This is a genomic window from Streptomyces sp. NBC_01352 (assembly GCF_036237295.1).
Classification (GTDB): domain Bacteria; phylum Actinomycetota; class Actinomycetes; order Streptomycetales; family Streptomycetaceae; genus Streptomyces; species Streptomyces plumbiresistens.
In genome coordinates this window covers 9,633,261-9,658,123 of the sequence record NZ_CP108354.1, presented here as the reverse complement: position 1 = coordinate 9,658,123, position 24,863 = coordinate 9,633,261, and the positions used below count along the sequence as shown (strand labels likewise).

At 71.8% G+C, this 24,863-nt stretch carries 22 protein-coding genes; 11 read left to right on the top strand and 11 right to left on the bottom strand.

Annotation, left to right across the window (positions count from 1 at the left end; genetic code table 11):
- The first annotated feature begins 56 nt into the window (after nucleotides 1–56).
- On the top strand, nucleotides 57–2,309 hold the full coding sequence (locus OG252_RS44245) for a heavy metal translocating P-type ATPase (RefSeq protein ID WP_329343336.1): 2,253 nt from the start codon (nucleotides 57–59) through the stop codon (nucleotides 2,307–2,309).
- 48 nt (nucleotides 2,310–2,357) lie between these two features.
- On the opposite strand, the gene OG252_RS44240 is transcribed toward OG252_RS44245, so the two are convergent.
- Entirely contained in the window at nucleotides 2,358–2,810 is a 453-nt protein-coding gene (locus tag OG252_RS44240; protein ID WP_329343334.1) for a phospholipase, read from the bottom strand.
- A gap of 319 nt (nucleotides 2,811–3,129) precedes the next feature.
- On the opposite strand from OG252_RS44240, the gene OG252_RS52460 reads away from it, so the two are divergent.
- Nucleotides 3,130–4,068, top strand: a complete 939-nt coding sequence (locus tag OG252_RS52460) for a hypothetical protein (RefSeq protein ID WP_443068459.1) — start codon at nucleotides 3,130–3,132, stop codon at nucleotides 4,066–4,068.
- Entirely contained in the window at nucleotides 4,065–4,763 is a 699-nt protein-coding gene (locus tag OG252_RS52455; protein ID WP_443068458.1) for a hypothetical protein, read from the top strand. The genes OG252_RS52460 and OG252_RS52455 overlap by 4 nt, the downstream gene beginning before the upstream one ends.
- Nucleotides 4,764–4,914: 151 nt before the next feature.
- Here the strand turns inward: OG252_RS52455 and OG252_RS44230 are convergent, their stop codons facing one another.
- From OG252_RS44230 to OG252_RS44215, 4 genes are all read right to left on the bottom strand, one after another.
- The gene (locus tag OG252_RS44230; RefSeq protein WP_329343332.1) at nucleotides 4,915–5,676 is read right to left on the bottom strand and encodes a cupin; all 762 of its coding nucleotides are present in this window, start codon (nucleotides 5,674–5,676) and stop codon (nucleotides 4,915–4,917) included.
- The gene (locus OG252_RS44225) at nucleotides 5,670–6,596 is read right to left on the bottom strand and encodes a PmoA family protein (protein WP_329343330.1); all 927 of its coding nucleotides are present in this window, start codon (nucleotides 6,594–6,596) and stop codon (nucleotides 5,670–5,672) included. Before OG252_RS44225 ends, OG252_RS44230 begins: the two co-directional genes overlap by 7 nt.
- Nucleotides 6,593–7,708, bottom strand: coding sequence for a Gfo/Idh/MocA family protein (locus tag OG252_RS44220; protein ID WP_329343328.1), 1,116 nt, complete (start codon nucleotides 7,706–7,708; stop codon nucleotides 6,593–6,595). Before OG252_RS44220 ends, OG252_RS44225 begins: the two co-directional genes overlap by 4 nt.
- Before the next feature lie 801 nt (nucleotides 7,709–8,509).
- Nucleotides 8,510–9,286: a class I SAM-dependent methyltransferase gene (locus OG252_RS44215; RefSeq protein WP_329343326.1), complete on the bottom strand. Its 777-nt coding sequence runs from the start codon at nucleotides 9,284–9,286 to the stop codon at nucleotides 8,510–8,512.
- A gap of 163 nt (nucleotides 9,287–9,449) precedes the next feature.
- On the opposite strand from OG252_RS44215, the gene OG252_RS44210 reads away from it, so the two are divergent.
- Nucleotides 9,450–10,700, top strand: coding sequence for a sensor histidine kinase (locus OG252_RS44210; protein WP_329343324.1), 1,251 nt, complete (start codon nucleotides 9,450–9,452; stop codon nucleotides 10,698–10,700).
- Nucleotides 10,697–11,326 carry a response regulator gene (locus OG252_RS44205; protein ID WP_266444820.1) on the top strand — a complete coding sequence of 210 codons (630 nt, stop codon included), beginning with the start codon at nucleotides 10,697–10,699 and terminating at the stop codon, nucleotides 11,324–11,326. The genes OG252_RS44210 and OG252_RS44205 overlap by 4 nt, the downstream gene beginning before the upstream one ends.
- A gap of 59 nt (nucleotides 11,327–11,385) precedes the next feature.
- Here OG252_RS44205 and OG252_RS44200 read toward each other — a convergent pair whose 3' ends face one another.
- Together OG252_RS44200 and OG252_RS44195 are read right to left on the bottom strand one after the other, a co-directional pair.
- Nucleotides 11,386–12,138: a response regulator gene (locus OG252_RS44200; protein ID WP_329343321.1), complete on the bottom strand. Its 753-nt coding sequence runs from the start codon at nucleotides 12,136–12,138 to the stop codon at nucleotides 11,386–11,388.
- Nucleotides 12,135–14,015: a sensor histidine kinase gene (locus OG252_RS44195; protein WP_329343319.1), complete on the bottom strand. Its 1,881-nt coding sequence runs from the start codon at nucleotides 14,013–14,015 to the stop codon at nucleotides 12,135–12,137. The genes OG252_RS44200 and OG252_RS44195 overlap by 4 nt, the downstream gene beginning before the upstream one ends.
- 229 nt (nucleotides 14,016–14,244) lie before the next feature.
- On the opposite strand from OG252_RS44195, the gene OG252_RS44190 reads away from it, so the two are divergent.
- From OG252_RS44190 to OG252_RS44180, 3 genes are read left to right on the top strand one after another with little or no spacing between them, the layout of a single operon-like run.
- Nucleotides 14,245–15,228, top strand: coding sequence for a Bug family tripartite tricarboxylate transporter substrate binding protein (locus tag OG252_RS44190; protein WP_266448855.1), 984 nt, complete (start codon nucleotides 14,245–14,247; stop codon nucleotides 15,226–15,228).
- Complete coding sequence (locus OG252_RS44185) at nucleotides 15,225–15,761, top strand: tripartite tricarboxylate transporter TctB family protein (protein WP_266444812.1); 537 nt, start codon at nucleotides 15,225–15,227, stop codon at nucleotides 15,759–15,761. The genes OG252_RS44190 and OG252_RS44185 overlap by 4 nt, the downstream gene beginning before the upstream one ends.
- 1 nt (nucleotide 15,762) lies before the next feature.
- A complete protein-coding gene (locus OG252_RS44180) occupies nucleotides 15,763–17,256 on the top strand; it encodes a tripartite tricarboxylate transporter permease (protein WP_329343317.1) in 1,494 nt (497 codons plus the stop codon).
- A gap of 111 nt (nucleotides 17,257–17,367) precedes the next feature.
- Here the strand turns inward: OG252_RS44180 and OG252_RS44175 are convergent, their stop codons facing one another.
- The 4 genes from OG252_RS44175 to OG252_RS44160 all read right to left on the bottom strand — a co-directional run bounded on the left by OG252_RS44175 (nucleotide 17,368) and on the right by OG252_RS44160 (nucleotide 20,956).
- Entirely contained in the window at nucleotides 17,368–19,002 is a 1,635-nt protein-coding gene (locus tag OG252_RS44175; protein WP_329343315.1) for a thiamine pyrophosphate-binding protein, read from the bottom strand.
- On the bottom strand, nucleotides 18,999–19,784 hold the full coding sequence (locus tag OG252_RS44170) for a cyclase family protein (protein ID WP_329343313.1): 786 nt from the start codon (nucleotides 19,782–19,784) through the stop codon (nucleotides 18,999–19,001). The genes OG252_RS44175 and OG252_RS44170 overlap by 4 nt, the downstream gene beginning before the upstream one ends.
- Before the next feature lie 57 nt (nucleotides 19,785–19,841).
- A complete protein-coding gene (locus tag OG252_RS44165) occupies nucleotides 19,842–19,985 on the bottom strand; it encodes a hypothetical protein (RefSeq protein WP_329343311.1) in 144 nt (47 codons plus the stop codon).
- 200 nt (nucleotides 19,986–20,185) lie between these two features.
- Nucleotides 20,186–20,956, bottom strand: coding sequence for a FadR/GntR family transcriptional regulator (locus tag OG252_RS44160; protein WP_329343309.1), 771 nt, complete (start codon nucleotides 20,954–20,956; stop codon nucleotides 20,186–20,188).
- A gap of 240 nt (nucleotides 20,957–21,196) precedes the next feature.
- Here OG252_RS44160 and OG252_RS44155 point away from each other — a divergent pair, with 240 nt between their 5' ends.
- From OG252_RS44155 to OG252_RS44145, 3 genes are read left to right on the top strand one after another with little or no spacing between them, the layout of a single operon-like run.
- Nucleotides 21,197–22,093, top strand: a complete 897-nt coding sequence (locus OG252_RS44155) for a proline iminopeptidase-family hydrolase (protein WP_266444803.1) — start codon at nucleotides 21,197–21,199, stop codon at nucleotides 22,091–22,093.
- 22 nt (nucleotides 22,094–22,115) lie between these two features.
- Nucleotides 22,116–23,840: an ABC transporter substrate-binding protein gene (locus OG252_RS44150; protein ID WP_329343305.1), complete on the top strand. Its 1,725-nt coding sequence runs from the start codon at nucleotides 22,116–22,118 to the stop codon at nucleotides 23,838–23,840.
- The gene (locus OG252_RS44145; RefSeq protein WP_329343303.1) at nucleotides 23,837–24,862 is read left to right on the top strand and encodes an ABC transporter permease; all 1,026 of its coding nucleotides are present in this window, start codon (nucleotides 23,837–23,839) and stop codon (nucleotides 24,860–24,862) included. The genes OG252_RS44150 and OG252_RS44145 overlap by 4 nt, the downstream gene beginning before the upstream one ends.
- Nucleotide 24,863: the final 1 nt, after the last annotated feature.

Sequence of the window (24,863 nt, the reverse complement as noted above, 5' to 3'; positions counted from 1 at the left end):
CGACCACGGATCCACTGATCCACTGATCCGCTGCGGGGACGACCCCAGGAGCAACGATGACCACCACCACGACCGGCCCCACCGCCGAGACGGAACTCGTCATCGGCGGCATGACCTGCGCCTCGTGCGCGGCGCGCATCGAGAAGAAGCTCAACCGGATGGACGGCGTCACGGCCACCGTCAACTACGCCACCGAGAAGGCCAGGGTCAGCCACAACGGTGAGGTCTCCGTGCAGGACCTGATAGCCACCGTCGAGAAGACCGGATACACGGCGCAGGAACCCGAACCGCCCGAACCGCAGCCCGACGACACGGCGGCGGCGGAGGACGAACTCCGGCCGCTGCGCGAGCGGTTGGTCACCGCCGTGGTGCTGGCCGTGCCCGTCGTCGCGATGGCCATGATCCCGGCCCTGCAGTTCGAGTACTGGCAGTGGCTGTCGCTGACACTGGCGGCGCCTGTGGTGACGTACGCCGGGTGGCCCTTCCACAAGGCCGCGTTCACCAACGCCCGGCACGGCGCGGCGACGATGGACACGCTGATCTCGGTCGGCACGGCGGCCGCGTTCGGCTGGTCGCTGTGGGCGCTGTTCTTCGGGACCGCGGGCACACCCGGCATGACCCACCCGTTCGAGCTGACCATCGCCCGCGGCGACGGATCGGGGAACCTGTACCTGGAGGCCGCCGCCGGTGTCACCGCCTTCATCCTGGCCGGGCGGTACTTCGAGGCCCGCTCCAAGCGCAAGGCCGGCGCGGCGCTGCGGGCGCTGCTGGAGCTGGGCGCGAAGGACGTCACCGTCCTGAACGGCGAGCGGGAGGAGCGCATCCCCGTCGGCGACCTGAAGGTCGGCATGCGCTTCCTGGTCCGTCCCGGCGAGAAGATCGCCACCGACGGCACCGTCGTCGAGGGTTCCTCCGCCGTGGACGCCTCCATGCTGACCGGCGAGTCCGTGCCCGTGGAGGTGGGCGTCGGCGACCCGGTCACCGGCGCGACGGTCAACGCGGGCGGCCGGCTCGTCGTCGAGGCGACCCGGGTCGGCGCCGACACCCAGCTGGCCCGGATGGCGAAGCTCGTGGAGGACGCGCAGAACGGCAAGGCCGCGGCGCAGCGGCTCGCCGACCGGATCTCCGGGGTGTTCGTGCCGATCGTGATCGCGCTCGCGCTGGGCACGCTCGGGTTCTGGCTCGGCAACGGCTCCGGCGCCACGGCGGCGTTCACCGCGGCCGTCGCCGTACTGATCATCGCCTGCCCGTGCGCCCTGGGGCTGGCCACGCCGACCGCGCTGCTGGTCGGCACCGGACGCGGCGCCCAACTCGGCATCCTCATCAAGGGCCCCGAGGTCCTGGAGTCCACCCGCAAGGTCGACACCGTGGTCCTGGACAAGACGGGCACCGTCACCACCGGCCGGATGGCGCTGACGGCCGTACACACGGCGGAGGGCACCGAGGAGACCGACGTCCTGCGGCTGGCGGGGGCCTTGGAGCACGCCTCCGAGCACCCGATCGCCCGTGCCGTCGCCGAGGGCGCGCTGGAGAAGCTGGGGTCGCTGCCGGCGCCCGAGGACTTCGCGAACGTGCCCGGTCTCGGGGTGCAGGGCATCGTCGACGGTCACGCGGTCCTCGTCGGCCGCGCACGGCTGCTCGCCGACTGGGCCATGGAACTGCCCGAGGAGCTGGGGCGGGCCAAGGAGGAGGCCGAGGCGGCCGGGCGTACGGCCGTCGTGGTCGCCTGGGACGGAGAGGCGCGGGCGGTCCTGGAGGTCGCGGACGCGGTGAAGGAGACCAGCGCCGAGGCGATCACGCGGCTGCGCGCCCTCGGTCTGACCCCGATCCTGCTGACCGGCGACAACCGGGTCGTGGCCGAGTCCGTCGCCCGTGAGGTCGGCATCGCGCCCGAGCACGTCGTCGCCGAGGTGCTGCCCGAGGACAAGGTCGAGGTCGTCGAGCGGCTTCAGCGGGAGGGCCGTTCGGTCGCGATGGTCGGTGACGGTGTCAACGACGCGGCCGCTCTCGCCCAGGCCGACCTGGGGCTGGCGATGGGCACCGGCACGGACGCCGCGATCGAGGCGGGCGACCTGACCCTCGTACGGGGTGACCTGCGCGCCGCGGCCGACGCCATCCGGCTCGCCCGCCGCACCCTCGGCACGATCCGCACCAACCTGTTCTGGGCCTTCGCGTACAACGTGGCCGCCCTGCCGCTCGCCGCGGCCGGTCTGCTCAACCCGATGCTGGCCGGGGCCGCCATGGCCTTCTCGTCGGTGTTCGTGGTCGGCAACTCGCTGCGGCTGCGCGGCTTCCGGGCAGCGGTCTGACACGTCCGGTCGGGGGCGGCCTCGGCGCCCCCGACCGGACGTGTCACCTCAGCCGAAGGCCTTCACGGCCTGGTAGTACGTCCACGCCGTGCTGTTGCAGGCGGTCTTCGTGCCGCCGCCGTAGCCGGCGCACACCCGCTTGAGGTCCTCGTAGAACGCGCTGTCGAGGCGGGTCTTGTTGGCGTTGAAGGCGCCCGCGGCCTTGTAGTTGCGGTAGCCGAAGTCGTGCCGGGCGCAGGACATCTGGAAGGGGAAGCCGAACGGGTTGTCCGGCGAGGAGGAGCAGTAGTCGGTGCTCCAGTCGAACGCGTACGCGCCCCAGGCGGACTGGTTCGCGCGGGCGGCGGCCCAGGAGTTGTAGCTCGACGCGCTGGTCTGGGTCCAGCTCGCAAGGACCTGGGGCTTGTCGGCGGGAGCGGCGTCGGCGGCCGCGGCGGTGCCGACGACGGTGACGAGGGCCAGAGTTGAGGCGCCAAGTGCGGTGGCGAGTCTGCGGTGCATTCCACACCTCCATGAGACTGCGGCCCGCCCGTCGGGCCGCAGGTTCATGACAAGATGATTGACACCGCAAGTGCCCTTTCACACTCCAAGTCCCCTAATGGAGCATTAACTCTTGGAAATTGCAGCGAATCGGACGTCGACGGCGGTGGGGGCAGCGGCCCAGCTCCTGGTCGTACGGGCCGGTCATCTCTGTGTGCGACGCGCTGCAGCCTCTAACGAAGAGGGGAACGGAAGTTCTTGGGTCGAATGGGTGACCTTTGCGGAGGCTGCTCGTTGACTGCCGTGACGGGGATCTTCAAACCGAGGCGGGGGTGAACGGGTGAGCGTGCTAGGGAAGTTGGGGGCGCCGTTCGTGGTGCCGGGCCCGGCCGGGGTGGCGATCCGGGACCGGCTGCGGGTGAGCGAGTCGGACGCGGCGGTCCTCGCCGAGGTCGGGATGGTCCTGGGGTCGCTGGCCGCGGCGGATCTCGCGGAGCGCTCCCGGAAGGGGCTGGCGCATGATGCGGCCTCGTGGGCGGTGCGCAAGCGGGAGCTGACGGGGAGGTCGTCGGCGCGGTGGGCGGGCAGTATCACCAAGGCCACGCATGACCAGTGGGCGCTGGCCCGGCGCGGCCAGGCCGCCCATCTGGCCTGGCTGCGCGGGCAGATCGCCTCCATCGAGGCGCGGCTGGCCCGGCCGCTGGGTGCCAAGGCGGACAAGCGGGCAGGGCTGGCACGCGGCTATGCCTCGCGGAGTGAGTGGCATGCCAAGTCCCGCCGCCTGCACACCCTCAAGGACCGGCTGGCGGTGGTGGAGGCGGACCGGGCGGCGGGCCGGGTGCGAGTGGTGCGCGGCGGCCAACGCCTCGCGAACACCCGTCACCACCTTGAGGCGGCTGGGCTGAGCGAGCAGGCGTGGCGGGAGCGGTGGCGGGCGGAGCGGATGTTCATGGCGGCTGACGGGGAATCCGGCAAGCGGTTCGGCAACGAGACGATCCGCGTCACCGACACCGGTCGGCTCTCGGTCAAGCTCCCGGCCCCGCTGGCCCATCTGGCCAACGCCCCGCACGGCCGCTACGTCCTCGACGCGGCCGTACGGTTCCAGCACCGGGGCGCGGAGTGGCTGGACCGGATCGCCGCGAATCGGGCGGTGGCCTACCGCATCCACCACGACACCGTGCGCGGCCGCTGGTATGTCACTGCCTCCTGGCAGCGCGCCGCTGCCCCCGTGCTGCCGCTGCAGGCGGCGCTGGCCCGGGGGTGGTGGGGGTGGACATGAACGACGACCACCTCGCCGCCTGGCAGTTGGATGGGCACGGCAACCCGGTCGCCGAACCGCAGCGCTACTTCTACGACCTGACCGGCACCGCCGAGCACCGGGACGCACAGCTCCGGCACGCGCTGACCCGGCTGCTGCATCACGCCCGGCGCTGCGGGGCCGCCGCGATCGCCATCGAGAACCTCGACTTCGCCGACGGGAAGAACCGGGAGAAGCACGGCCGCAACAAGCGCTTCCGGCGGCTGCTGTCCCGTTTCCCCACCGCGAAGCTCAGGGCCCGGCTGGTGTCGATGGCCGCCGAGCAAAGCGTGGCGATCGTCGCGGTCGACCCGGCCTACACCTCCCGCTGGGGTGCCCAGCACTGGCAGAAACCGCTGACCACCCCGCAACGCAAGACGTCCAGGCACGATGCGGCGAGCATCGCGGTCGGGCGACGCGCCCTCGGACACCCGATCAGGCGACGGACGGCACCGCCCCACCCCGACCAGAGCGATCGTGGTGGGCATCGGACCGCCCAGGCCCGACCGGACACCCGCAGGCGTGAGGAAACCCGCCCCCACCTTCCCGGACCGCGCACCGGATGCGCGCCGCCCGGCCGTGGAGCGAAAGCGGGCGACCAGGATGCCCAACACCGTTCGGGGCACCCGGCTGAGCAAGAGTCCTGGCGACAGGACTCACTCCCACTCAGTCCTTAGGAACGGTTCTGCGCATCGGCCGCCGCACTGGCACTCTGTGCGGTGGCCAAGATGGGGCAAACCCATTGTCCTGTGTCCGGGCATGCCGAGGTCACCTCTTCCTTCCTCGGACTTGCGTTGACGCCCCCCCTCGGCCCCCGTGGTACTCCGGCTACTCGCCCCGGTGCGGCAGCGTCGTCCCCGGCAGGTTGTACTCGTCCCGCCGGCCGCACATCCCGAAGCCGCCGAGCCGGGTCGGTGCCGCCTCGTACGCCGTCGCCTCCCCGAGGTACGCCGGCTCGCCGTCCGCCAGCGCGTCCAGCTGCGCGCCGGTGCGTTCGGCGGTGGCCAGCGCACCGGCCCGCCACAGCTCGCGCCAGGCGGGAACCTTGGCGCGCACCAACCGGGCCGCGGCGCGCTGGAACTCGACGTACGGGCCGTTGTCCCCGGCGACGAGCGCCTCGCGCAGAGCGAGGTAGCCCTCGACGGCGAGGTCCCGGCGGCGCCGGGCTGCCGCCGCCGTCTCCTCACCCGTGCCGGGCGGGAGGGTCGCCGCCGCCGCGTACTTCCCGGCGTCGGCGAGCACCTCGGGCGGGAACGTGAAGACGGCGTCCCCGGCCTCCGGCAGACCGCTGTTCTGCATCAGCACGGTGATCCGAAGATCGCCGCCCTGCACCATCCGGTGCACGGTGCCCGGCGTGAACCACGCGACCGAGCCCGGCTCCAGGGGAATGTCCCGGTAGCCGTCGGGGCTCAGCGTCTGCACCGCGCCCCGTCCGCCGGTGACGACGTACGCCTCCGTGCACACCAGGTGCAGATGCGGGCTGCCGCCGCACACACCGTCGGCGGCCTCCCAGTCGTAGGCGCTCAGGTGGGACAGGCCGACGGCGCCGGGAAGAGGGTGCGGGAGAGTCGGTTTGGGCTCGCTCACCACGGCAGGCTCTCCAGGTACGTGCCTACGCGGTCACCGTCCCAGGCGCCGTCGGCGACGATCACCCGGTAGCGATACGCGAAGGACTCCCCCGGCGGCAGTTCGAACTCCTCGAAGAACGCCCAGGAGAACGCGACCGTCGGGAACGGCTCGGAGCGCACGAACCAGTGCGACTCGTGGACGGCCGTCTCCGCGTCGAGGTTCTCCGGCGCGTGGGCGAAGACGAGCGTGGAGTGCCCGTCGGCCTCGTCGTGCTCGGTGCTGAAGGCGAGCCACGGGCTCTGGCTGCCCATCAGCTTGTCCGCGTCGGCGTCGGTGTCCGGGCCGAAGACGGTGCCGCCGGTGAAGTCGCGCGGCCCGCGCCACTGCAGGCCCGTGTAACCGGCCATCTCTCGCCCGGCGGTGGTCGGGGAGCCGAAGGCCAGGGGCCGGTCACGGACGTTGGTGAGCCGGATCGACCAGTCCAGCGCCCAGGCGCCGGCCTCCTGGTCGACCGAGTGGACGGCCAGGCCGCGCTCCTCGCGCGCCCACTCCGCACCGCCGTTCTCCACCCAGGTGAGTTCCTCGGTGAAGGCGAGCCGCTCGTCCTCGACGGTGAAGGCGGGGAAGCCGTCGTGCCGCATCGAGCCGACCCGCTCGGGCAGGGGGAGGTAACCCTGGCCGTGGACGTAGCAGTTGCCGCCCCAGAAGTTCTGGCCGGACAGATGGCTCGCGGTCATCTGCAGGCCCTTGTGCCAGCGGTGGTCGTTCGGCCGGTAGCCGGTGACCGTGCGTCCGGCGAGGGTGCGGACCGGGTGGGCATACGGCTTGCGGGACTCGAAGGCGTCGGGGTCGGGACGGTAGACGTACCGGAGGATCTCCGTGCCGTCCGCCGCCTCGACCGCGATGTGCTCGCCGTGGACGTGGCTGACGCGGATGCTCATGCGCGCTCCTTGGGGGCCCAGTGGGGGTGGTCGCCGTGCATGGCCGGATAGAACGGGTCGCCGGGTGCGATCTCGCCCGCGTGCACCGGGTCGCCGGTGAACGCGGCCTTGTAGAGGGCGGCGGCGAATTCGAGGGTCGCGCGCGCTTCGGTGCCGCTGTTGGGCGGTCTGACACCGTTGTCGTACGCGTCGAGGAGCGCACCGAGCTGCGCCGTGTGGGAGCTGGGCACGTCCGAGGCGGGGGTGCGCCAGGCCTCGGCGCGCTCGGCGGCCACGTGCGGGGCCGGGGTGTAGGTCCAGTCGTCGTTGCGGTGCCCGTACAGGTGGGTGAGCTCGACCGTCGCGTCCGCGCAGTCGATGCGAATGCGGCTGACCTCGTCCGGGGAGAGCACGCTGTTGACGACGGTGGCGAGGGCGCCGTTCTCGAACCGGACCAGGGCCGTGGACACGTCCTCGCTCTCGGTGTCGTGGACCAGCCGCGCCGCCATGGCCCGGATCTCCGTCCACGGGCCGAGCAGGTGCAGCAGCAGGTCGTACTGATGGATGCCGTGCCCCATGGTCGGCCCGCCGCCCTCCGTGGCCCACTTGCCGCGCCACGGCACGGCGTAGTAGGCGGCGTCGCGGTGCCAGGTGGTCTGGCAGTGCGCGACCCGCGGGGCGCCCAGCTCGCCGCTCGCGATCAGTTCGCGGGCGTGCACCGCGCCGGAGCCGTAGCGGTGCTGGAAGACCACGGAGGCGTACGCGCCCGAGGCCTCCTCGGCCGCCGCGATCTCGTCGTACTCGGCGAGCGACAGGGTCAGCGGCTTCTCGCACAGCACCCAGGCGCCCGCCTTCAGCGCGGCCACCGTCTGCTCCCGGTGCAGGGACGGCGGCGTGCCGATGAGCACCAGGTCGGGGCGTACGGCGTCCAGCATCGCGTCCATCGACGTGTGTCCGGCGACCTCACCGCCCGCGAGTGCCCGGAACTGGTCGAGCCGGTCCTGGTCCACGTCGACGGCGGCGACCAGTTCCACCCGGTCGGCGTGGGCTCTGAGGGCGGGCAGGTGGCTGCCGCTGACGATGGCACCAGTACCGACCACGGCGACGCGGCGACGGGCTGGGAGCGGGGGCATGCAGTTCTCCTGGTACGGCCGGCGGACGCGCAGAAAGCGCTTGCTCCGAGCGAGCCTAGGTGCCGAGGAATGTCCGGACAACCCCCCTGCAGTGATGTTGGAAGGCCTCTGTTGCCGTCGGCTCCGGCGACCGCGGCGGATCCGCGGCGGTGTAGCGGCCTACACCTCGGTTTCGGGAGCGCACTCTCTCGTAGCCCCGGGCCGATGACGGGATCGTTGATCTCACCAGGGCCGACGCCCCGACCGGGCACCCGAGGGGCGCGAGCCTGCTGCGCGGCCGCGGACAGCGGCAGCACGCCTGACGCGATTTCAGGTGGCGCACCTGACCGTGGTGCCGCTGGACACCGAGCGGGAAGAAGGAACCCGCCGCGCACGGCACCGGGCGGGCGCCCGTCGTGCGGTCCTGCTCCGCCCATGAGGACACCGAGGGCTCCTCCGTGGCGGGGCGCTTCGACTCCGTGCTGGGTGGTGCGCGGCCGGGGGGGCCTTCACCACCGCCGTGCGGACCGTCCTCGACTCCGCCCGCCGCGTGCAGCCGCTGCGTCCGCCCGCCGGACGCGCCGGGACCGGGGGGAGACCTGCCGCCGCTCCACCGCCGCGCAGAACGACGACTCCACGCCGAGCCGTGTGAAGGACTGCGCCTACACCGGCGTGATCCGGCCCGCCCTGCCCGAGCACGACGTAATGCGGCTGCGCGGCTGCATCGAGGACGCGAGCGCCAACCGCACCGGCGCCGCCGTGCCGGGCGCGGGCAGGCGCGCTCCCGGAACTGAGCCATGCCGACGTGGAAGAGCGGTCGGTTCAGGGTCCGTGGGTGACACGGATCTTGGACTGGCCGTGCGGGAGTTCCTCCCAGTCGTCCATGAAGCGGGCCCGCAGCCCGTGCTGTTCGGCCAGGGCCACGAGCGTCTCGGTGCGGTAGTAGAAGTCCTCCCGGAGGACGTGGTGCTCCTCGCCCTCGGTGCGGTCGAAGGTGAAGTCGAACCAGCCGCCCGGCGCGAGCACCCGGCCGACGTGGGCCAGGCACTCGTCGATGACCGGGATCGGCGAGTGGGAGAAGACGCTGTGCGCGTGCACCACGTCGAAGTGGGCGTCGGGCAGGAACCGCAGCGTCAGGTCACGGACCGGGGTCAGCGTCGGGAGCCGCTTCTGCAGGCCCGTCTCCACGATGGTGGCCTGCGCGGCGACGAGGATGTCGGGCGAGATGTCGATGCCGTGGTAGTGCCCGGGCTCCAGGTACCGGATGAACCGCCAGCCGCCCCGCAGGTTGCCGCAGCCGATGTCCAGCATGTGGTGTTCGGGGCGCAGCCCGTGGCCGAGGAGATAGTCGAACTGCATCGCCCCGAGCGCGAGCCACCGCTCACGGCTGCGGCTGCCGACCGCCGCGTCCGGGTCTGCCCGGGTGTCGGAGCGCATCACGGCGCGGTAGTAGGAGACGTGGTCGGGGTGGCGGCGGCGCAGCCACAGGTCCCGGGCGGCGCGGGCCAGGTGGCGGGGCACCCGGTCGGGATGGCGCAGGGCGTAGCCGACGCGGTGACCGAGGGCGGCGCGGTTGGCGGTGAGGTTCTTGGCGGGCATGTGTCTCTGCCTTTTCGAGCGGTACGAGGTCTGGGTACCAGCCTCGGTGCGGGTCGCTGCGGTCGCCTCGGTCGACAGTCTGCCGTCCTGAAGCGGTTCGGGCGACCGGTGGGTCAGCCGATCGGTTGATGCGGCCGCGCGCCGGACGCGTTAGACACGGAGGATGAGAGACACCGACCCGGACGAGCGCTGGCTGGGCGCGGTCGTGCACGCCGCGTTCTTCCTGCTGCTCGGCTCCTCGTTCGCCCGCTTCCTGACCCGCGACCAGGGCGGCGCGCACACCGGATGGGTGGTGGCGCTGTTCGCGGTCTTCGGGCTGCTGTACGTCCTCGGTCGCTTCCTGGCTCCGGCGCCGCGCCCCGGCTCGCCGCCGACCAGACGTCATCTGGTCTGGCTGGGCTCGGTGTCCGCGGTCTGGCTCGTACTCCTCGCCCTCGCGCCGAGCGCCACCTGGTGCGCGATGCCGCTGCTGTTCGCCGGGCTGCACGCGCTGCCCCCGCGGATCGCGGTGCCGGTGGCGGCCGCGCTCACCGCGCTGGTCGTGGCCTCCGAAATACGCGTCGCCGAGGGCCCGTTGAACCCCAACATGGTCGTCGCCCCGCCCGCTGTCGCCGCGGTCGCCACCGCCGTGATGGTGCATCTGCAGCGCCAGGGGGCCCGGCAGCGCGTCCTGATCGACGACCTGGTCCGTACCCGTCACGAACTCGCCGTCACCGAGCACCGGGCGGGTGTCCTGGCGGAACGCCAGCGGCTGGCCACGGAGATCCACGACACCCTCGCGCAGGGCCTGTCCAGTCAGCAGATGCTGCTCCAGGCCGCCGGGCGCGTCTGGAGGACGGACCCGGCGGCGGCCCGCGCACACGTCCACAGGGCGGCGGAGATCACCTCCCGCAGCCTCGTGGAGGCCCGCCGGTTCGTGTACGACCTCGCGCCTGCCGACCTCGCCGCCCACACGCTGCCGGGCGCGCTCGCCGTACTCGCCGAACGGGAGAGCGGCCCGGGGCTGACCGTGGAGTTCCGGCTCGACGGCGAGCCGGGCCGGCTGCCGGAGCGGGTCGAGGCGGCGCTGCTGCGGATCGCCCAGGGAGCGCTGGCCAACGTGCGCGAACACGCGGCGGCCACCCGGGCCGCGCTCACCCTGACCTGCCTGGACGACCAGATCTCGCTGGACGTCGCCGACGACGGGCGCGGATTCGAGGCGGACCCCTCGGGCACCCGGTCCGGCCCGGCCCCGGACAGCGCGCGCGGGCACGGGCTGCCCGCCATGCGCATCCGGGCGCGGCAGGCGGGCGGCACGCTCACCGTGGAGTCCACGCCGGGCGAGGGCACCGTCGTGTCGGCGGCGATCCCCCTGGCACCCTTGGCCGCCACGGTCCGGTCCGCCTCGGACACCCCGAAGGAGCCCGCCCTGTGACGCCCGTCCGGCTGCTGTTGTGCGACGACCACGCCGTGGTGCGTGCGGGGCTGCGCGCCCTGCTGTCCAGCGCCGACGGCATCGACGTGGTCGGTGAGGCGGCCACCGGCGAGGAGGCGCTCGCCATGGCCGCGCGGCTGCGTCCCGACGTCGTACTGATGGACCTCGAGCTCGGCGGCGGGATGGACGGCGTGACGGCCACGCGGCGCCTGACGTCCGACGGTGCCCAGGGGCCGCGTGTCCTGGTGCTGACGATGTTCGACACCGACGCCGACATCACCCGCGCCGTCGAAGCGGGCGCCACCGGTTACCTGCTGAAGGCCGAGCACCCCGACGAACTGTTCACGGCGATCCACAACGCGGCCGCCGGGCGCACGGCCCTGTCGGGCCCGGTGGCCGACCGGTTGATGACCCGGCTGCGCAGCCCGCGCCCCGCCCTGTCCACGCGCGAGCAGGAGATCCTCGGGCAGCTCGCGCGCGGCCTGGGCAACCGGGAGATCGCCCGGGCCCTGTTCATCAGCGAGGCGACGGTCAAGACCCATCTCGGGCGGATCTACGGCAAGTTGGGGGTGGACACGAGGGCCGGTGCGGTGGCGGTCGCCAAGGAGAGACGGCTGCTGGCGTGACAGCCGGGAGGTCCCGCAGCGTACGCCGGGACGTTCCCCCGGCGTACGGCGGTCCCTCGTCACCGGCGCTGGGCGCGGGCCGCCTCCCCCGTCCGCAGTCCCTCGGACCGTCCGCGGAAGCGGTAGCGGCGCTCGGGCCGCCCCGTCGCCCCGTAGCGGAGGGACACGTCCGCGCTGCCGATGGTGTGGAAGTGCTCCAGGTAGCGGCGGGCGCTGACGCGGGAGACGCCGGAGAGGGTCGCGCACTCGGCGGCGGACAGGGAGCCCTCCGCCTCCCGCAGCGTGCGTTCGATCAGCTCGGCGGTCTCCACGCTCATGCCCTTGGGCAGCGCGCCGCCGGCCGACGCCGGTGCGGCCGCACCCGCCAGCACCCGGTCCACGTCGGCCTGGCTGCGGACGACGGTGGCGAGCAGCCGGCCCCGCTGCACGGCGTAGCGCTCCAGGCGGACGCGCAGGTCCTCGAAGTCGAAGGGCTTCAGGAGGTAGTCGACGACGCCGTGCCGGGCGGCGCCGCGCACCGCGTGCGCCTCCCGGGCGGCGCTGATGACCATGACGTCGCAGTCGTGGCCCGCGGTGCGCAGCCGGGGGATGACGTCCAGGCCGAAGAGGTCGGGCAGATACAGGTCGAGCAGGACGAGGTCCGGACGCAGTTCGTCGACGGCGAGGGCCGCCTGCTCGCCGGTGTGGGCCACGCCGACGACCCGGAACGGCGCGACCCGTTCGACGAAGGCACGGTGGACTCTGGCGACCATGAAGTCGTCGTCGACGACGAGCACGTCGATCGTGTCGGTCGTCCCGGTCGAGGCAGTCATCGAGGCGCTCCTTCCGCCACCGCGTCGGCGAGGTGGCTGACGGTCATGCGTGCGGTGAACATGGCCCCGTCCGGGGTGTTGGTCACCGAGATCTCACCCCCGTGACGCTCGCAGACCAGGCGGGTGAGCGCCAGACCGATGCCGCGCTCGCCCTCCCGGGCGGCCTTGGTGGTGAAACCGTGCGCGAAGACCTCCCGGGCGAGTTCGGGTGCTACGCCCGGGCCGGAGTCGCGGACCACGATCTCCACACTGGAGGCGTCCTGGCGCAGTTCCACCTCGACCCAGGCGTCGTCCCCCTCCTGGGCGGCAGCCGCGTCGACGGCGTTGTCGACGAGGTTGCCCACCACGGTCGCCACGTCGGCGGCGTCCTCCGGGGTGAGCCGGTCCAGTGCGGTGCGGTCCGAGATCCGCAGGCTGACCCTGCGTTCGGCGGCCAGGGAGGACTTCGCCATGAGCAGGGCGGCGACGGCGGTGTCGCGGACCCGGCGGCTGAGGGAGACGTCGAGTGACTGGCGGCGGCGGTTGAGCGCGCGGATGTAGTGCACGACCTCGTCCTGCTCGCCGATCTGGATCAGTCCGGAGATGGTGTGCAGCTGGTTGGCGAACTCGTGGGCCTGGGCGCGCAGCAGTTCGGAGGAGCTGCGGAAGGATCCGATCTCCCGTTCCAGCCGGGCCAGTTCGGTGCGGTCGCGCAGGGTGGTGACGGAGCCGAGCGGGCGGCCGTCCTTGGCGACGGTCATCCGGTTCATCACCAGCACCCGGCCGTGCCGGACGACGACCTGGTCACGCCGGTCGTCGGCCCTGCCGACGGGGCCATCCTGGCCGCGCCGACCATCGGCCGCGCCCACCGGATCACCCCCGTCGCGCCGACCACCGGCCGTGGCGACCGGATCACCCTCACCACGCCGACCACCAACCGCGCCCACCGGATCACCCTCACCACGCCGACCACCAACCGCGCCCACCGGATCACCCTCACCACGCCGACCACCGGCCGTGGCGACCGGGTCACCCCCATCACGCCGACCACCAACCGCGCCCTCCCGGTCACCGGCGAGGACGTCCCGCAGCCGTCCCTCGATGCCGAGTTCGGCGAGGCTGCGGCCCACACAGTCCTCGGGCAGGTCGAGCAGGCGCCGGCCCATCTCGTTCACGAGGGTGAGGCGGAGGTGCGGGTCCAGGGCGACCACGCCCTCTGCGATGCCGTACAGCATCGCCTCCCGGTGCTCGGCCAGCCCGGCGATCTCGCGGGGTTCCAGGCCGAGGGTCTGGCGTTTGACGCGTCGGGCCAGCAGCCAGGAGCCGGCTACGCCGAGTGCGCTGGCGATGCCCAGGTAGGCGAGGAGGTAGGAGGAGGCGCCGCTGAGACGCTGCCACACCGTCGGATCCGCCTCGCCGATCATCACGGTGCCCAGCTGCTCTCCGAGGTGTTCCTGCGTGGCACCGAGGACCGGCACCTGGGCGACGAGTTCACGGCCGCCGTCCACCGTCAGCGACCCGGACCAGCCCCGCCCCTCGTCCGCTCCCCCGCCGAGGGACAGGGGGGCGCCGATCGCCGTCGGGTTGGTGGAGCCGACGATCCGGCCGTCGGCGTCGGCGACCGTCACCGAGGTGACCCCGGACTGCGTCTGCGTGGAGTTCACCAGCGGGGCCAGGGCCCGCTGCGGTGCGGGCTGTACCAGCTGGCTGCGGACCAGGGGGTTGGCGGCGAGTTGTTCGGCCAGCGCGACCACCCGCCGGCCCTCGACCCGGTTGAAGGTGGCTTCCGACTGGGCGAGGGAGACCGCGGCGACCGCACACAGCACGACCACGACGATCGCGAGCTGGAGCACCAGCATCTCGCCCGCGAGAGTCTGACGACGGAAGGTGGCGGTCACGGCCGCCATCATGGCCCCCACCTGCGGCCGGGGAAAGAGACGTGCACGCCTTCCACCGGTGCGCGCCTCTGCCCGGTGGTCGCCTTCGCCCGGTGGTCACAACGACCACAACCTCCGTTGCTTCCGCAAGCGGGACATGGCGGGGACGCGCGGGCACCATGTGGCCCACGTCACCCTCCCCCACAGGGCTTCCCGTATCCCATCGACGTACCGACAGGTGGTGGCACTCGTGCGCCTGCGCACCCCCCTTGCCCTGCTCGGGGCCGCCGTGCTCGTCCTCGTAGGTCCTCCGCTGCTCACGGCCGGCAGCGGTGCCGAGACCGGCACGCAGATTCCGGGCCTGCGCCTCATGGTCCCCAACACGCCCGGCGGCGGCTACGACATCACGGCCCGGACGGCCGCGAAGAACGCCGAGGACGCCGGACTCACGCACAACATCGAGGTGTTCAACCTGCCGGGTGCCGGCGGCACCGTCGGGCTGAGCCGGCTGGTGAGCGAGCACGGCAACGGCAAGCTCGCCATGTCGATGGGCCTCGGTGTGGTGGGCGCCGTCCGCTCCAACCACGCGCCGAAGACGCTGGACGACACCACGCCGATCGCCCGGCTCACCGAGGAGCAGGACGTCGTCGTGGTCGCCAAGAACTCGCCGTACAAGACGATCGACGAGCTGATCGGCGCCTGGAAGGAGGATCCCGGCAAGCTCCCGGTGGGCGGCGGTTCCTCGCCGGGCGGGCCGGACCACCTCGCGCCGATGCTGATGGCGAAGGCCGCCGGGATCGCGCCGAAGCAGGTCAACTACATCCCCTTCGACGGCGGCGGCGAGCTGCTCGCCTCCATCCTCGGCAGCAAGGTCGCCTTCGGAGTGTCCGGCGTGGGCGAGTACCTCGACCAGATCAAGGCGGGTGAGCTCAGGGTGCTCGCGGTGACCGGCCCCGAGCGGGTCGACGAACTCGACGCGCCCACGCTCAAGGAGTCCGGCTACGACGTCGACTTCACCAACTGGCGCGGGATCGTCGCACCCCCAGGCATCTCCGAGGCCGAGCGCGACAAACTCACCCGGCTGATCGAGGAACTGCACGACTCGCCCGAGTGGCAGAAGTCGATGCAGCAGAACGGCTGGGACGACGCGTTCCTGACCGGCGAGAAGTTCGGCGACTTCCTGGACGCCCAGGACAAGCGCGTGGTTTCCGTGCTGAAGGAGCTGGGACTGTGACGACGCAGACCGACAATCCCCCCGCGCCTACGGACGAGCGGCGCTCCTGGCTGCGCGACCACTCCGAACTCGGCGTGTGCGTCCTGCTGTTGGCCCTGGGCGTACTCGTGCTGACCGACGCGCTCACCATGGACGTCGACATCACTCAGCGCGGGCCGGTCGGGCCCAAGACCGTGCCGGTCGTGGTCGGCATCGGCCTGCTGGTGGTCGCCGCCCTGCTCGCCGTCGACGTGCTGCGCGGCGGCCGCGGCCAGGCCGAGACCGGCGAGGACGTCGACCTGTCCGAACCGGCCGACTGGCGTACGGTCCTGCTGCTCACCGGGGTCTTCCTCGGCACGGCGATCCTGATCGAGCCCCTCGGCTTCCCGGTCGCGGGCGCCCTGTTGTTCTGGGGAGCGGCCTTCGCACTCGGCAGCCGCCGCGTCGACCGCGATCCGCTCATCGCGGCCGTCCTCTCCCTCGTCACCTACGCCGTCTTCAACAACCTGCTCGGGGTTCCGCTGCCCGGCGGCCCGCTGATGGGAGTGCTGTGACATGGACGCCCTCAACTCCCTGATGGACGGGTTCGGTACGGCCCTCACCCCGGTCAACCTGCTGTGGGCCGCCCTCGGTGTGCTGCTCGGCACGGCGATCGGCGTGCTGCCCGGCATCGGACCCGCGATGGCGGTCGCGCTGCTGCTGCCGGTGACGTACGGGCTCAACCCCGTCGCCGCGTTCATCATGTTCGCGGGCATCTACTACGGCGCGATGTTCGGCGGTTCGACCACCTCCATCCTGCTCAACACCCCCGGCGAGAGTGCCGCCGTGGTCGCGGCCATGGAGGGGAACCCGATGGCCAAGGCGGGGCGCGGCGCGCAGGCGCTCGCGGCCGCCGCCATAGGTCACTTCGCGGGCGGTCTGATCGGCACGATCCTGCTGGTCGCGCTGGCGCCGACGGTCGCCGATCTGGCGGTGGACATCGGTGCTCCGGACTACTTCGCCATCATGGTGCTGGCGTTCATCGCGGTGACGTCGGTGCTGGGTTCGTCGCGGATCCGGGGTCTGGCGTCGCTGCTGATCGGGCTGACGATCGGCCTGGTGGGCCTGGACCAGATGACCGGGCAGCAGCGGCTGACCTTCGGTTCGCTCCAACTCGCCGACGGCGTCGACGTGGTGATCGTGGCGGTCGGTCTCTTCGCGATCGGCGAGGCCCTGTGGGTGGCGGCGCATCTGCGGCGCACGCCGGGCGAGCCCATCCCGGTGGGCCGGCCGTGGCTGGGCCGTGCCGATGTGCGGCGGACCTGGAAGTCCTGGCTGCGCGGGCCGCTCATCGGCTTCCCGTTCGGCGCGATCCCGGCGGGCGGCGCGGAGATCCCCACCTTCCTGTCGTACGTCACGGAGAAACGTCTCTCGAAGCACAAGGACGAGTTCGGCAAGGGCGCCATCGAGGGCGTCGCGGGACCGGAGTCGGCGGCGTCGGCCTCGGCGGCGGGCACGCTGGTGGCCATGCTGACCCTCGGGCTGCCGACCACGGCGGTCGCCGCGGTGATGCTGGCCGCCTTCCAGCAGTACGGCATCCAGCCGGGCCCGTTGCTCTTCGAGCGCGAACCGGAACTGGTCTGGGGCCTGATCGCGTCGCTGTTCGTCGGCATGGTGCTGCTGCTCGCGCTCAACCTGCCGCTGGCGCCGGTGTGGGCCAAGCTGCTGCGCATCCCGCGGCCGTACCTGTACGCGGGGATCCTGTTCTTCGCGGCGGTCGGCGCGTACGCGGTCGGCGGCGAGGTCGTCGACCTGGTGATCCTGCTGGTCATCGGCCTGATCGGGTTCGGCATGCGGCGTTACGGCCTGCCGGTCCTGCCCGCCGTCATCGGCGTCATCCTGGGGCCGAACGCCGAACAGCAGCTGAGGCGGGCGCTGCAGATCAGCGACGGCAGCGTGAAGGGGTTGGTGAACACACCGTTCGCGGTGACCGTGTACGTGGTCATCGTGCTGCTGCTGGCCTGGCCGCTGCTGAAGCGGCTCGTGGTACGGCCCCGCGCGGACGCCTGAGACGGGCGCCGGGGCGCGGTACGTCCGTGCGTATCGCGCCCCGGCGTTCCCAGTTGGCCAGTCAGTCGGCCGGCATTCTCGGTGGCCGGCGCTCTCGGTGGCACACCGCTCTCAGTGGCCTCGGAACGCCTCCTCCAGCCACCACGAACCCCGGTCCTTGGCCACCTTCGCGTCGATGAGCAGCGGCGCGGACCGTGGCCCGGCGACCCAGTCCTCCACGGCCTTCAGGTCCGCCCGCGTCCGCACGGTCACCGCCTCGAAGCCGTACCCCCGTGCCACGGCGGCGATGTCCGTCGGCGGGAACTCGACCGTCTGGAGCGGGTGTCCGTGAGGGCCGAAGTGGTGGACCTCCGCTCCGTAGGCCTCGTCGTCGTAGACGACGACCACCATCGGCAGCCCCAGCCTGCGTACCGTGTCGAGTTCCGCGGCTCCCATCATCGCGCCGCCGTCCCCGAGCGCGGCCACCGGTAGCCGGTCCGGCTGCGCGAGCGCCGCGCCGATCGCGGTGGCGAGCCCCAGGCCGATCGACTGGAACGCCTGGGTGAAGCAGAATCCGCGCTCGTCCGGCACCGACAGGTACATGCTCGGGTAGCCCATGAAGTTGCCAGAGTCCACGCCGATCACCCGCTGGGCGGGGAGGATGTCGTCGAGCGCGATGCTCAGGGTGCGCGGGTCGATCAACTCGCGGGTGCTCGTGTCGTCGTAGGGCACGTCCCGCCAGCGCACGCGTGCGGCGATGTCGGCCGCGATGCCGTCGGTCCGGTATCCCTGTCGTTTCCCGCTCGCCTTCTGCAGCACCTGCCTCGCCGTGACCGCCACGTCGCCGGTGATCCCGAGGTGCACCTCGCGGTGCGCGCCGAGCGCCGAGGCGTCGTCGTCGACCTGGACCACGGTCGTGTCGGGACCGATCAGTTGGCCGTGCCGCATGGTCCACATGTTCAGCGAGCAGCCCCAGCCGACGATCGTGTCGGCGGCCTGGATGAGCTCGGCCGTCAAGGGCGACGCGAAGCCCCCGGACACGTCGAGCGACCACGGGTTGCCGTGGAACAGACCGCGTGCCACGGCCGAGGTCGCGAGCAGGGCGCCGTAGCGCTCGGCGAGAGCTTCCAGGGCGTCCCGGGCGCCGGGCGGGCGTGATCCGCGGCCGGCCACGAAGACGGGCCGCCGCGACCGTTCGAGGACCTGCGCCAGCGCCGCCACGTCGGTGTCCGCGGGCTCGACCGCCGCCCGCTTCGGCAGCGGTGCGGCGGGCGGGCCTTCGGGGGCGTCCAGCCCCTGTACCCCCAAGGGGAGGTTGAGCAGGACGGTACGTCGTTCGTGCAGGGCTCGTCGCAGCGCGGCGCGGGCCTCCTCCACCGCTGTCCCGGCCGACGTGATCCGTGCGGTCAGCACCCCGAGCGCGTGGGCCAGCGCCTCCTGGTCGACGTAGAAGTTGGACCTCGGCTCGGTCACCTCGGCGGCCAGGACGAGGAGGGGCGTACGGCTCTTGGCGGCCTCGGCGACTCCGGTGAGGGCGTTCGTCAGGCCGGGTCCCTGGTGGACGCTCAGTGCGGCCACCGTGCCGCTCATGCGCGTGTAGGCGTCGGCCATGGTCGCCGCGCCGCCTTCATGGCGGGCGGCGACGAACCGTGAACCCGCCGCGACCATGGCGTTGGTGAGATGGAAGTTGCCCGATCCGACCACGCCGAAGACCTGGCGGACCCCCGCCTCGGTCAGCGCCCGCCCGACCGCCTCCGCGACCTTCATGACCGCTCCACCAGCGCGAGCACCCGCGCGGGAGCCCCGGAGCCCGTGACGATGGGCAACGGTCCCGCGACGACGACGGAGCCGGTCGCCGGGAGCTCGGCGAGATTCCGCAACTGGGTCAGCCCGTACTTGTCGCTGCCCATGAGATAGGAGTGGCACGGAAAGAGCGGGTCGAAGGAGTGCGCCCCTCCGGCGTCGGTGCCGACCGTCTCGACGCCGAGCCCGATCACCGGCGACTCCTCGGCCACCCAGCGGGCGCACTCCGGTGACAGGCCGGGGGTGTGCGGGCCGTTCTCGTCCGCGTTCAGGAACGTCTCCTGCGAGTGGGCGCGGGCGTCCCAGCCGGTGCGCAGCAGCAGCCAGCCGCCGTCGGGCAGCGGACCGTGCTCGGCCTCCCACGCCTTCATGTGGTCCACCTCCACGAGGAAGTCCGGGTCCTGGGCGGCCTCGGCGGTGAAGTCCAGCACGGCGGCCGGTGCGATCAGCCGGCGCGCCGGCACGGACGCCACGTCGGCGAGGTCCCTGCCGGTGACCCAGTGGTTGGGGGCGTCGAAGTGCGTACCGGTGTGCTCGCCGCTGCGGAAGTTGTTCCAGTACCAGGCGGGACCCCGGTCGTCGTACCTGCTGATCTCCTCCAGCTCGAACACGGCCGTCTGGCCGAACTCCGGGGGCAGTTGGATCACCGGTGTCGACGACGACAGCGGCGAGGTCAGATCCACGACTTCGATCGACCCGCCACGCAACCCGGACACCAGCGCGGCGAGGACGGACGGCTCGGACATGAGGGCCTCCTGAGACATCGCGGAACTGACAGCATGCCAGCCCGGCATGACGGTTGTTCAGGTGCAGGAGCAGCCGTTCTTCGAGGGCGGAGGGACGTCGGCGGAGCCGCCTGACGCGGCGGTGAGCACGGCGACCGCTGCCTCGGCCACCACGAGCCCGTCGCCCGTGCCCGTCACCGGCCCCGACCAGAAGCTGGTCACGATGACCGTCAGCGGCGGCTTCGCGGGCGTCCACCAACAGCTGATCCTCCGCAGCGACGGCACCGTCTACAGCAGCTGGGTTCGACGGCCGCACGGTCGTCACGGACCGCTCCTCCGAGCAGCCCGCGCTCGACCGCCTCATCGACGCCCTCAGTGAGTGGCTGCCGGAGCAGTGACGTCCGGCCGCCGCGCAGGAACCGTCAGGACGACGACTCCCCGGCCCGGACGCGGGCCAGCACGTCCCGGATCATCTCGGCACTGATCAGGAAGTGCCCCCGGGCGATCTCCTCGGCGCGCTCCGGCTCGCCCGCCGCGATCGCCTCGTACAGAGCCGTGTGGCCCTCGCCCGCCCGGTGGAAGTGGGACCGCTCGCCCTTGCCCCACGGCTCGATCGGGAAGCCGAGGCTGATCCGGGTCAGCAGGTCCCGGCTGAGCAGGGCGATCTGCGGATTGTGGGTGGCCGCGCAGATGCTCTGGTGGAACGCGCTGTCGGCGGCCTGTTCCTCGCGGGGAGTGGACGCGGAGAGGTGCGCGGCCAGGGCCTCGCGCATCGGCTCGAGGTCCTCGGGCCGTCGGCGGCGGGCGGCCGTCGCGGCCACCATGCCCTCCACCAGGCCGCGCAGGTCGAAGAGTTGCTCGAACTCCTCCCACCGGGGCAGAAGCGTACGGCGGACCGCGGCCGCGGAGGACTCGCTCCAGGTGTCGCGGACGAAGGCTCCTCCATTGCGGCCCCGGCGGATCTCGATGACGCCCAGCGCCTGGAGGCGTCCGACGGCCTCGCGCACGGTGGGCCGGCTCACCCGCAGCAGCCCGGTGAGCTCGCGTTCGGCCGGCAGCCGTTCGCCCGGCAGGAAGTCCCCGACGGCGACCGCGGTGAGCAGCCGGTCGGAGACCTCGTCGACCGCCGAGGTCACCCGCACGGGGCGCAGCGACGACGACGGAGTTCCGCCGTGGAGCACTCGGTCGAGCACGCGGGAGAACTCGTCTCCCGGTTCGGGTGACTCAGGTGCGGATGTCAGTTGTCCTCCCCATCGAGCGACGCCTCTGTAAACGGGCGCGGGCCACGTGAACACGTCGTTACGTCTTGCCCTGTCCCCGCCAAAAGGTCTTGTGCACTGACCTTTTACCCAATCAGTATCTCACCCATCCGTCACACCCATCTCGTTTCAGACAGCGGCCGGCTGATTCCGGCCAGTCTGGGAGGCTTCCCCGTGGCGATTCCCGAACCGAACCACACCGGAACCGTCGACTTCAACGGCTGGTCCACCTGGTACCGGATCACGGGCGAACCGGGCCGGACACCCTTGGTCGTCCTGCACGGCGGCCCCGGCGCCGGTCACAACTACACCCTCAGCATCGCGGGCATCGCCCAGCAGGGCCGCACCGTGGTGCACTACGACCAGCTCGGCACCGGACTGTCCACCCATCTGCCCCACGAGGGCGCCGACTTCTGGACCGTCCAGCTCTTCCTCGACGAACTCGACAATCTCCTCAAGGCGCTGGGCATCGCCGACGCCTACCACCTCCTCGGCCAGTCCTGGGGCGGCATGCTCGCCGCCGAGCACGCCGTACGCCGACCGCCCGGGCTGCGCGGCCTGGTCATCGCCAACTCCCCCGCGTCCATGGAGCTGTGGCTGTCGGCGGCGAACGAACTGCGCGAGGAGCTCCCGGCGGAGGTCCAGCACACCTTGCTCGCCCACGAGACGGCGGGGACCACGGACCACCCCGACTACCGGGCGGCCGAGCAGGTCTTCAACGAGCGTCATGTGTGCCGACTGGTCCCCAACCCGCCCGAGGTCCAGGCCACTTGGGACACCATCGCGGCCGATCCGACCGTGTACCACACGATGAACGGGCCGAACGAGTTCCATGTCGTCGGCACGCTCAAGGACTGGTCCGTGATCGACCGGCTGCATCTGGTCGAGGTGCCGACCCTGCTGGTGTCCGGGCGCTACGACGAGGCGACCCCCGAGACCGTCCGCCCCTTCGCCGACCACATCCCCGACGTCCGCTGGCACCTCTTCGAGCACTCCAGCCATATGCCGCACGTCGAGGAGGAGGAGCTCTACCTGCGGGTCGTGGGCGCCTTCCTCGACTCCACCGACTGACCCTCCGACGGGAGTTCCCCGGATGTCCCGCACCAAGAGACGCAGCGCGCTCGCCGCCGCCACCGTCGCCCTCGCCCTGACCGCCGCCGCCTGTTCGTCCTCCGACGACGGCGCCTCCTCCGACCCGACGACGTCCTCCTCCGGCTCCGGTTCCTCCGCCTTCCAGCCCGAGCACAAGGGCGGCACGCTGAAGCTCGTCGCCCACGCGGCCGCGGGCAGCTTCGACCCGCAGGTCAACTACACGCTCCAGTACTGGCAGTTGTACCAGTCGATGTACGACGGGCTGCTCTCGTTCCAGAAGGTCGGGGGCCAGCAGTCGTTCACCGTCGTTCCGGACCTGGCGGCCGCGATGCCGAAGGTGACCAACGGCGGCAAGACGTACACCTTCACGCTCCGCAAGGGCATCTCCTTCTCCAACGGCAATGCGCTGACCACCGACGACGTGGTGGCTTCCTTCCAGCGCATCTTCAAGGTCTCCAGCCCCACCGCCGGCACCTTCTACAACGGCATCGTCGGAGCCGACGCCTGCCTGAAGGCGCCCGCATCCTGCACGCTGAAGGGAGGCGTGACCGGCGACGCCACGGCCAACACGGTCACCGTCAACCTCACCGCCCCGGACCCGGAGTTCCCGTACAAGCTGGCCGTCCCGCACGCCAGCGTGGTACCGAAGGACTCGCCGGCGAAGGACGCCGGTACGAAGCCGCTGCCCACGACCGGTCCGTACATGGCCGCCTCGTACGACCCGAACCGGGCGCTGAAGCTGGTGCGCAACCCGCACTTCAAGGAGTGGTCGCGTCCGGCGCAGCCCGAGGGCTACCCCGACGCGATCGACTACACCTTCGGCCAGACCGTCGAGTCCCAGGTCACCGCGATCCAGAACGGCCAGGCGGACTGGATGTACGACCCGCCGCCCGCCGACCGGCTGAACGAGATCGGCACCAAGTACGCTTCCCAGGCGCACGTGAACCCGCTCACCGCGTTCTGGTACGCGACGCTCAACGTCAACATCGCGCCGTTCAACAACAAGCTGGCCCGCCAGGCGATCAACTGGGCCGTCGACCGGGCTGCCGTGGTGCGGCTGTACGGCGGCACGAACCTCGCCTCTCCGGCGTGCACGATCCTGCCGCCGGACTTCCCCGGACACACCGACGCGTGTGCCTACACCAAGGGCGGTGGCAAGACCTGGTCGGCCGCGGATCTGGCCAAGGCCAAGGAGCTGGTCAAGCAGTCCGGCACGGCGGGGCAGGAGGTCGGCATCGTCGTCCAGGACGACGACGTCAACAAGTCGATCGGGCAGTACCTGCAGAGCCTGCTCACCCAGCTCGGCTACAAGGCGACGCTCAAGCCGCTGTCGGGGAACATCCAGTTCACCTACATCCAGAACACCAAGAACAAGGTGCAACTGGCGCTGACGTCCTGGTACCAGGACTATCCGGCGGCCTCGGACTTCCTCAACGTGCTGCTGTCCTGCGCCTCGTTCCATCCCGGCAGCGACTCCAGCATCAACATCGCCGGCTTCTGCGACAAGGGCATCGACGCGAAGATGAAGACCGCGCTGGAGACCGGGCAGACCGACCAGAAGACCGCGGACCAGCAGTGGGGCGCCATCGACCAGGAGATCATGGCCGAGTCCCCGGTCGTCCCGCTGATCAACCCGAAGATCATCGACTTCACGTCGAAGCGGGTCGGCAACTACCAGTTCAGCAAGCAGTTCTACATGCTCGTCGGGCAGCTGTGGGTCAAATGAGCCCCGCCGAGCCTCTGTCGGCCGCCGAGGCCCGGCGTTCGCCGGGCCCCTGGCGGACGGCCGCCGCCGACCTGTCGCACAACAGGTCGGCGGTGGCCTCGGCCGTCGTCCTGTTCCTCGTCGTGGTGGCGTGCCTGTGCGCGCCGCTGTACGCGGACCAGATCGCCCACACCGACCCGTTCCAGTCCCATGTCTCCGGCACCACGGTCGTCGACGGCAGGACCGTGCCGGTGCTCACCCCCAGCAGCACCGGCCTCGGCCTCGGGGTGACGCCCATCGGTCCCACCTGGGACCCCGGCCACTACTTCCTCGGCGCCGACAACCAGGGCCGCGACGTCATGGCCCGCCTGCTGTACGGCGGCCGGACGAGCCTGCTCATCGGCGTCACCGCGGCCCTGCTGACCTGCCTGGTGGGTACGGCCGTCGGAGTCGTCGCCGGCTACGCGGGCGGGGTCGTGGACGCCGTCATCTCCCGGATCCTGGACGTCGTCTGGGCGTTCCCGGTGTATCTGCTGGCGATCTGTCTGTCGGTCGTCCTGCTCACCGACGGGCTGCGCCTGGGGCCGCTCACCGTGGAGGCGGGGAGCCTCTGGCTGCCCGTCGCGATCATCGCGGCGATCTACGTGCCGTACATCGCACGGCCGTTGCGCGGGCAGGTCCTCGTGCTGCGCAACAAGGAGTACATCCAGGCGGCCATCGGCTCCGGCGCGCCCACGGTGCGCATCCTGCGCCGGGAGGTGCTGCCGAACGTCCTGCCCACGGCGATCGTCTTCGTCCCACTCATGACCGCGCTGGCCATGCTCACCGAGTCGGCCCTGTCCTTCCTGTCCGTCGGCGTCCAGCCCCCCGACGCCAGCTGGGGCACGATCATCGAGGACGGTCTGGGGCTGCTCTACACACGCCCCGCCGTGACGATCGCTCCGGGCCTGCTGATCGCACTGACCACGGCGGCACTCAACGTCCTGGGCGACGGAGTGCGGGACGCCCTCGACCCGGGCGCCCGGCTGCGCGGAGGGGTGTGAC

Coding starts and splice junctions, on each gene's coding strand:
- OG252_RS44245 (WP_329343336.1), top strand. CDS start 57: ATGACCACCACCACGACCGGCCCCACCGCCGAGACGGAACTCGTCATC.
- OG252_RS44240 (WP_329343334.1), bottom strand. CDS start 2,810: ATGCACCGCAGACTCGCCACCGCACTTGGCGCCTCAACTCTGGCCCTC.
- OG252_RS44210 (WP_329343324.1), top strand. CDS start 9,450: ATGAGAGACACCGACCCGGACGAGCGCTGGCTGGGCGCGGTCGTGCAC.
- OG252_RS44220 (WP_329343328.1), bottom strand. CDS start 7,708: ATGCCCCCGCTCCCAGCCCGTCGCCGCGTCGCCGTGGTCGGTACTGGT.
- OG252_RS44225 (WP_329343330.1), bottom strand. CDS start 6,596: ATGAGCATCCGCGTCAGCCACGTCCACGGCGAGCACATCGCGGTCGAG.
- OG252_RS44145 (WP_329343303.1), top strand. CDS start 23,837: ATGAGCCCCGCCGAGCCTCTGTCGGCCGCCGAGGCCCGGCGTTCGCCG.
- OG252_RS44170 (WP_329343313.1), bottom strand. CDS start 19,784: ATGTCCGAGCCGTCCGTCCTCGCCGCGCTGGTGTCCGGGTTGCGTGGC.
- OG252_RS44200 (WP_329343321.1), bottom strand. CDS start 12,138: ATGACTGCCTCGACCGGGACGACCGACACGATCGACGTGCTCGTCGTC.
- OG252_RS44150 (WP_329343305.1), top strand. CDS start 22,116: ATGTCCCGCACCAAGAGACGCAGCGCGCTCGCCGCCGCCACCGTCGCC.
- OG252_RS44175 (WP_329343315.1), bottom strand. CDS start 19,002: ATGAAGGTCGCGGAGGCGGTCGGGCGGGCGCTGACCGAGGCGGGGGTC.
- OG252_RS44180 (WP_329343317.1), top strand. CDS start 15,763: ATGGACGCCCTCAACTCCCTGATGGACGGGTTCGGTACGGCCCTCACC.
- OG252_RS44215 (WP_329343326.1), bottom strand. CDS start 9,286: ATGCCCGCCAAGAACCTCACCGCCAACCGCGCCGCCCTCGGTCACCGC.
- OG252_RS52455 (WP_443068458.1), top strand. CDS start 4,065: ATGAACGACGACCACCTCGCCGCCTGGCAGTTGGATGGGCACGGCAAC.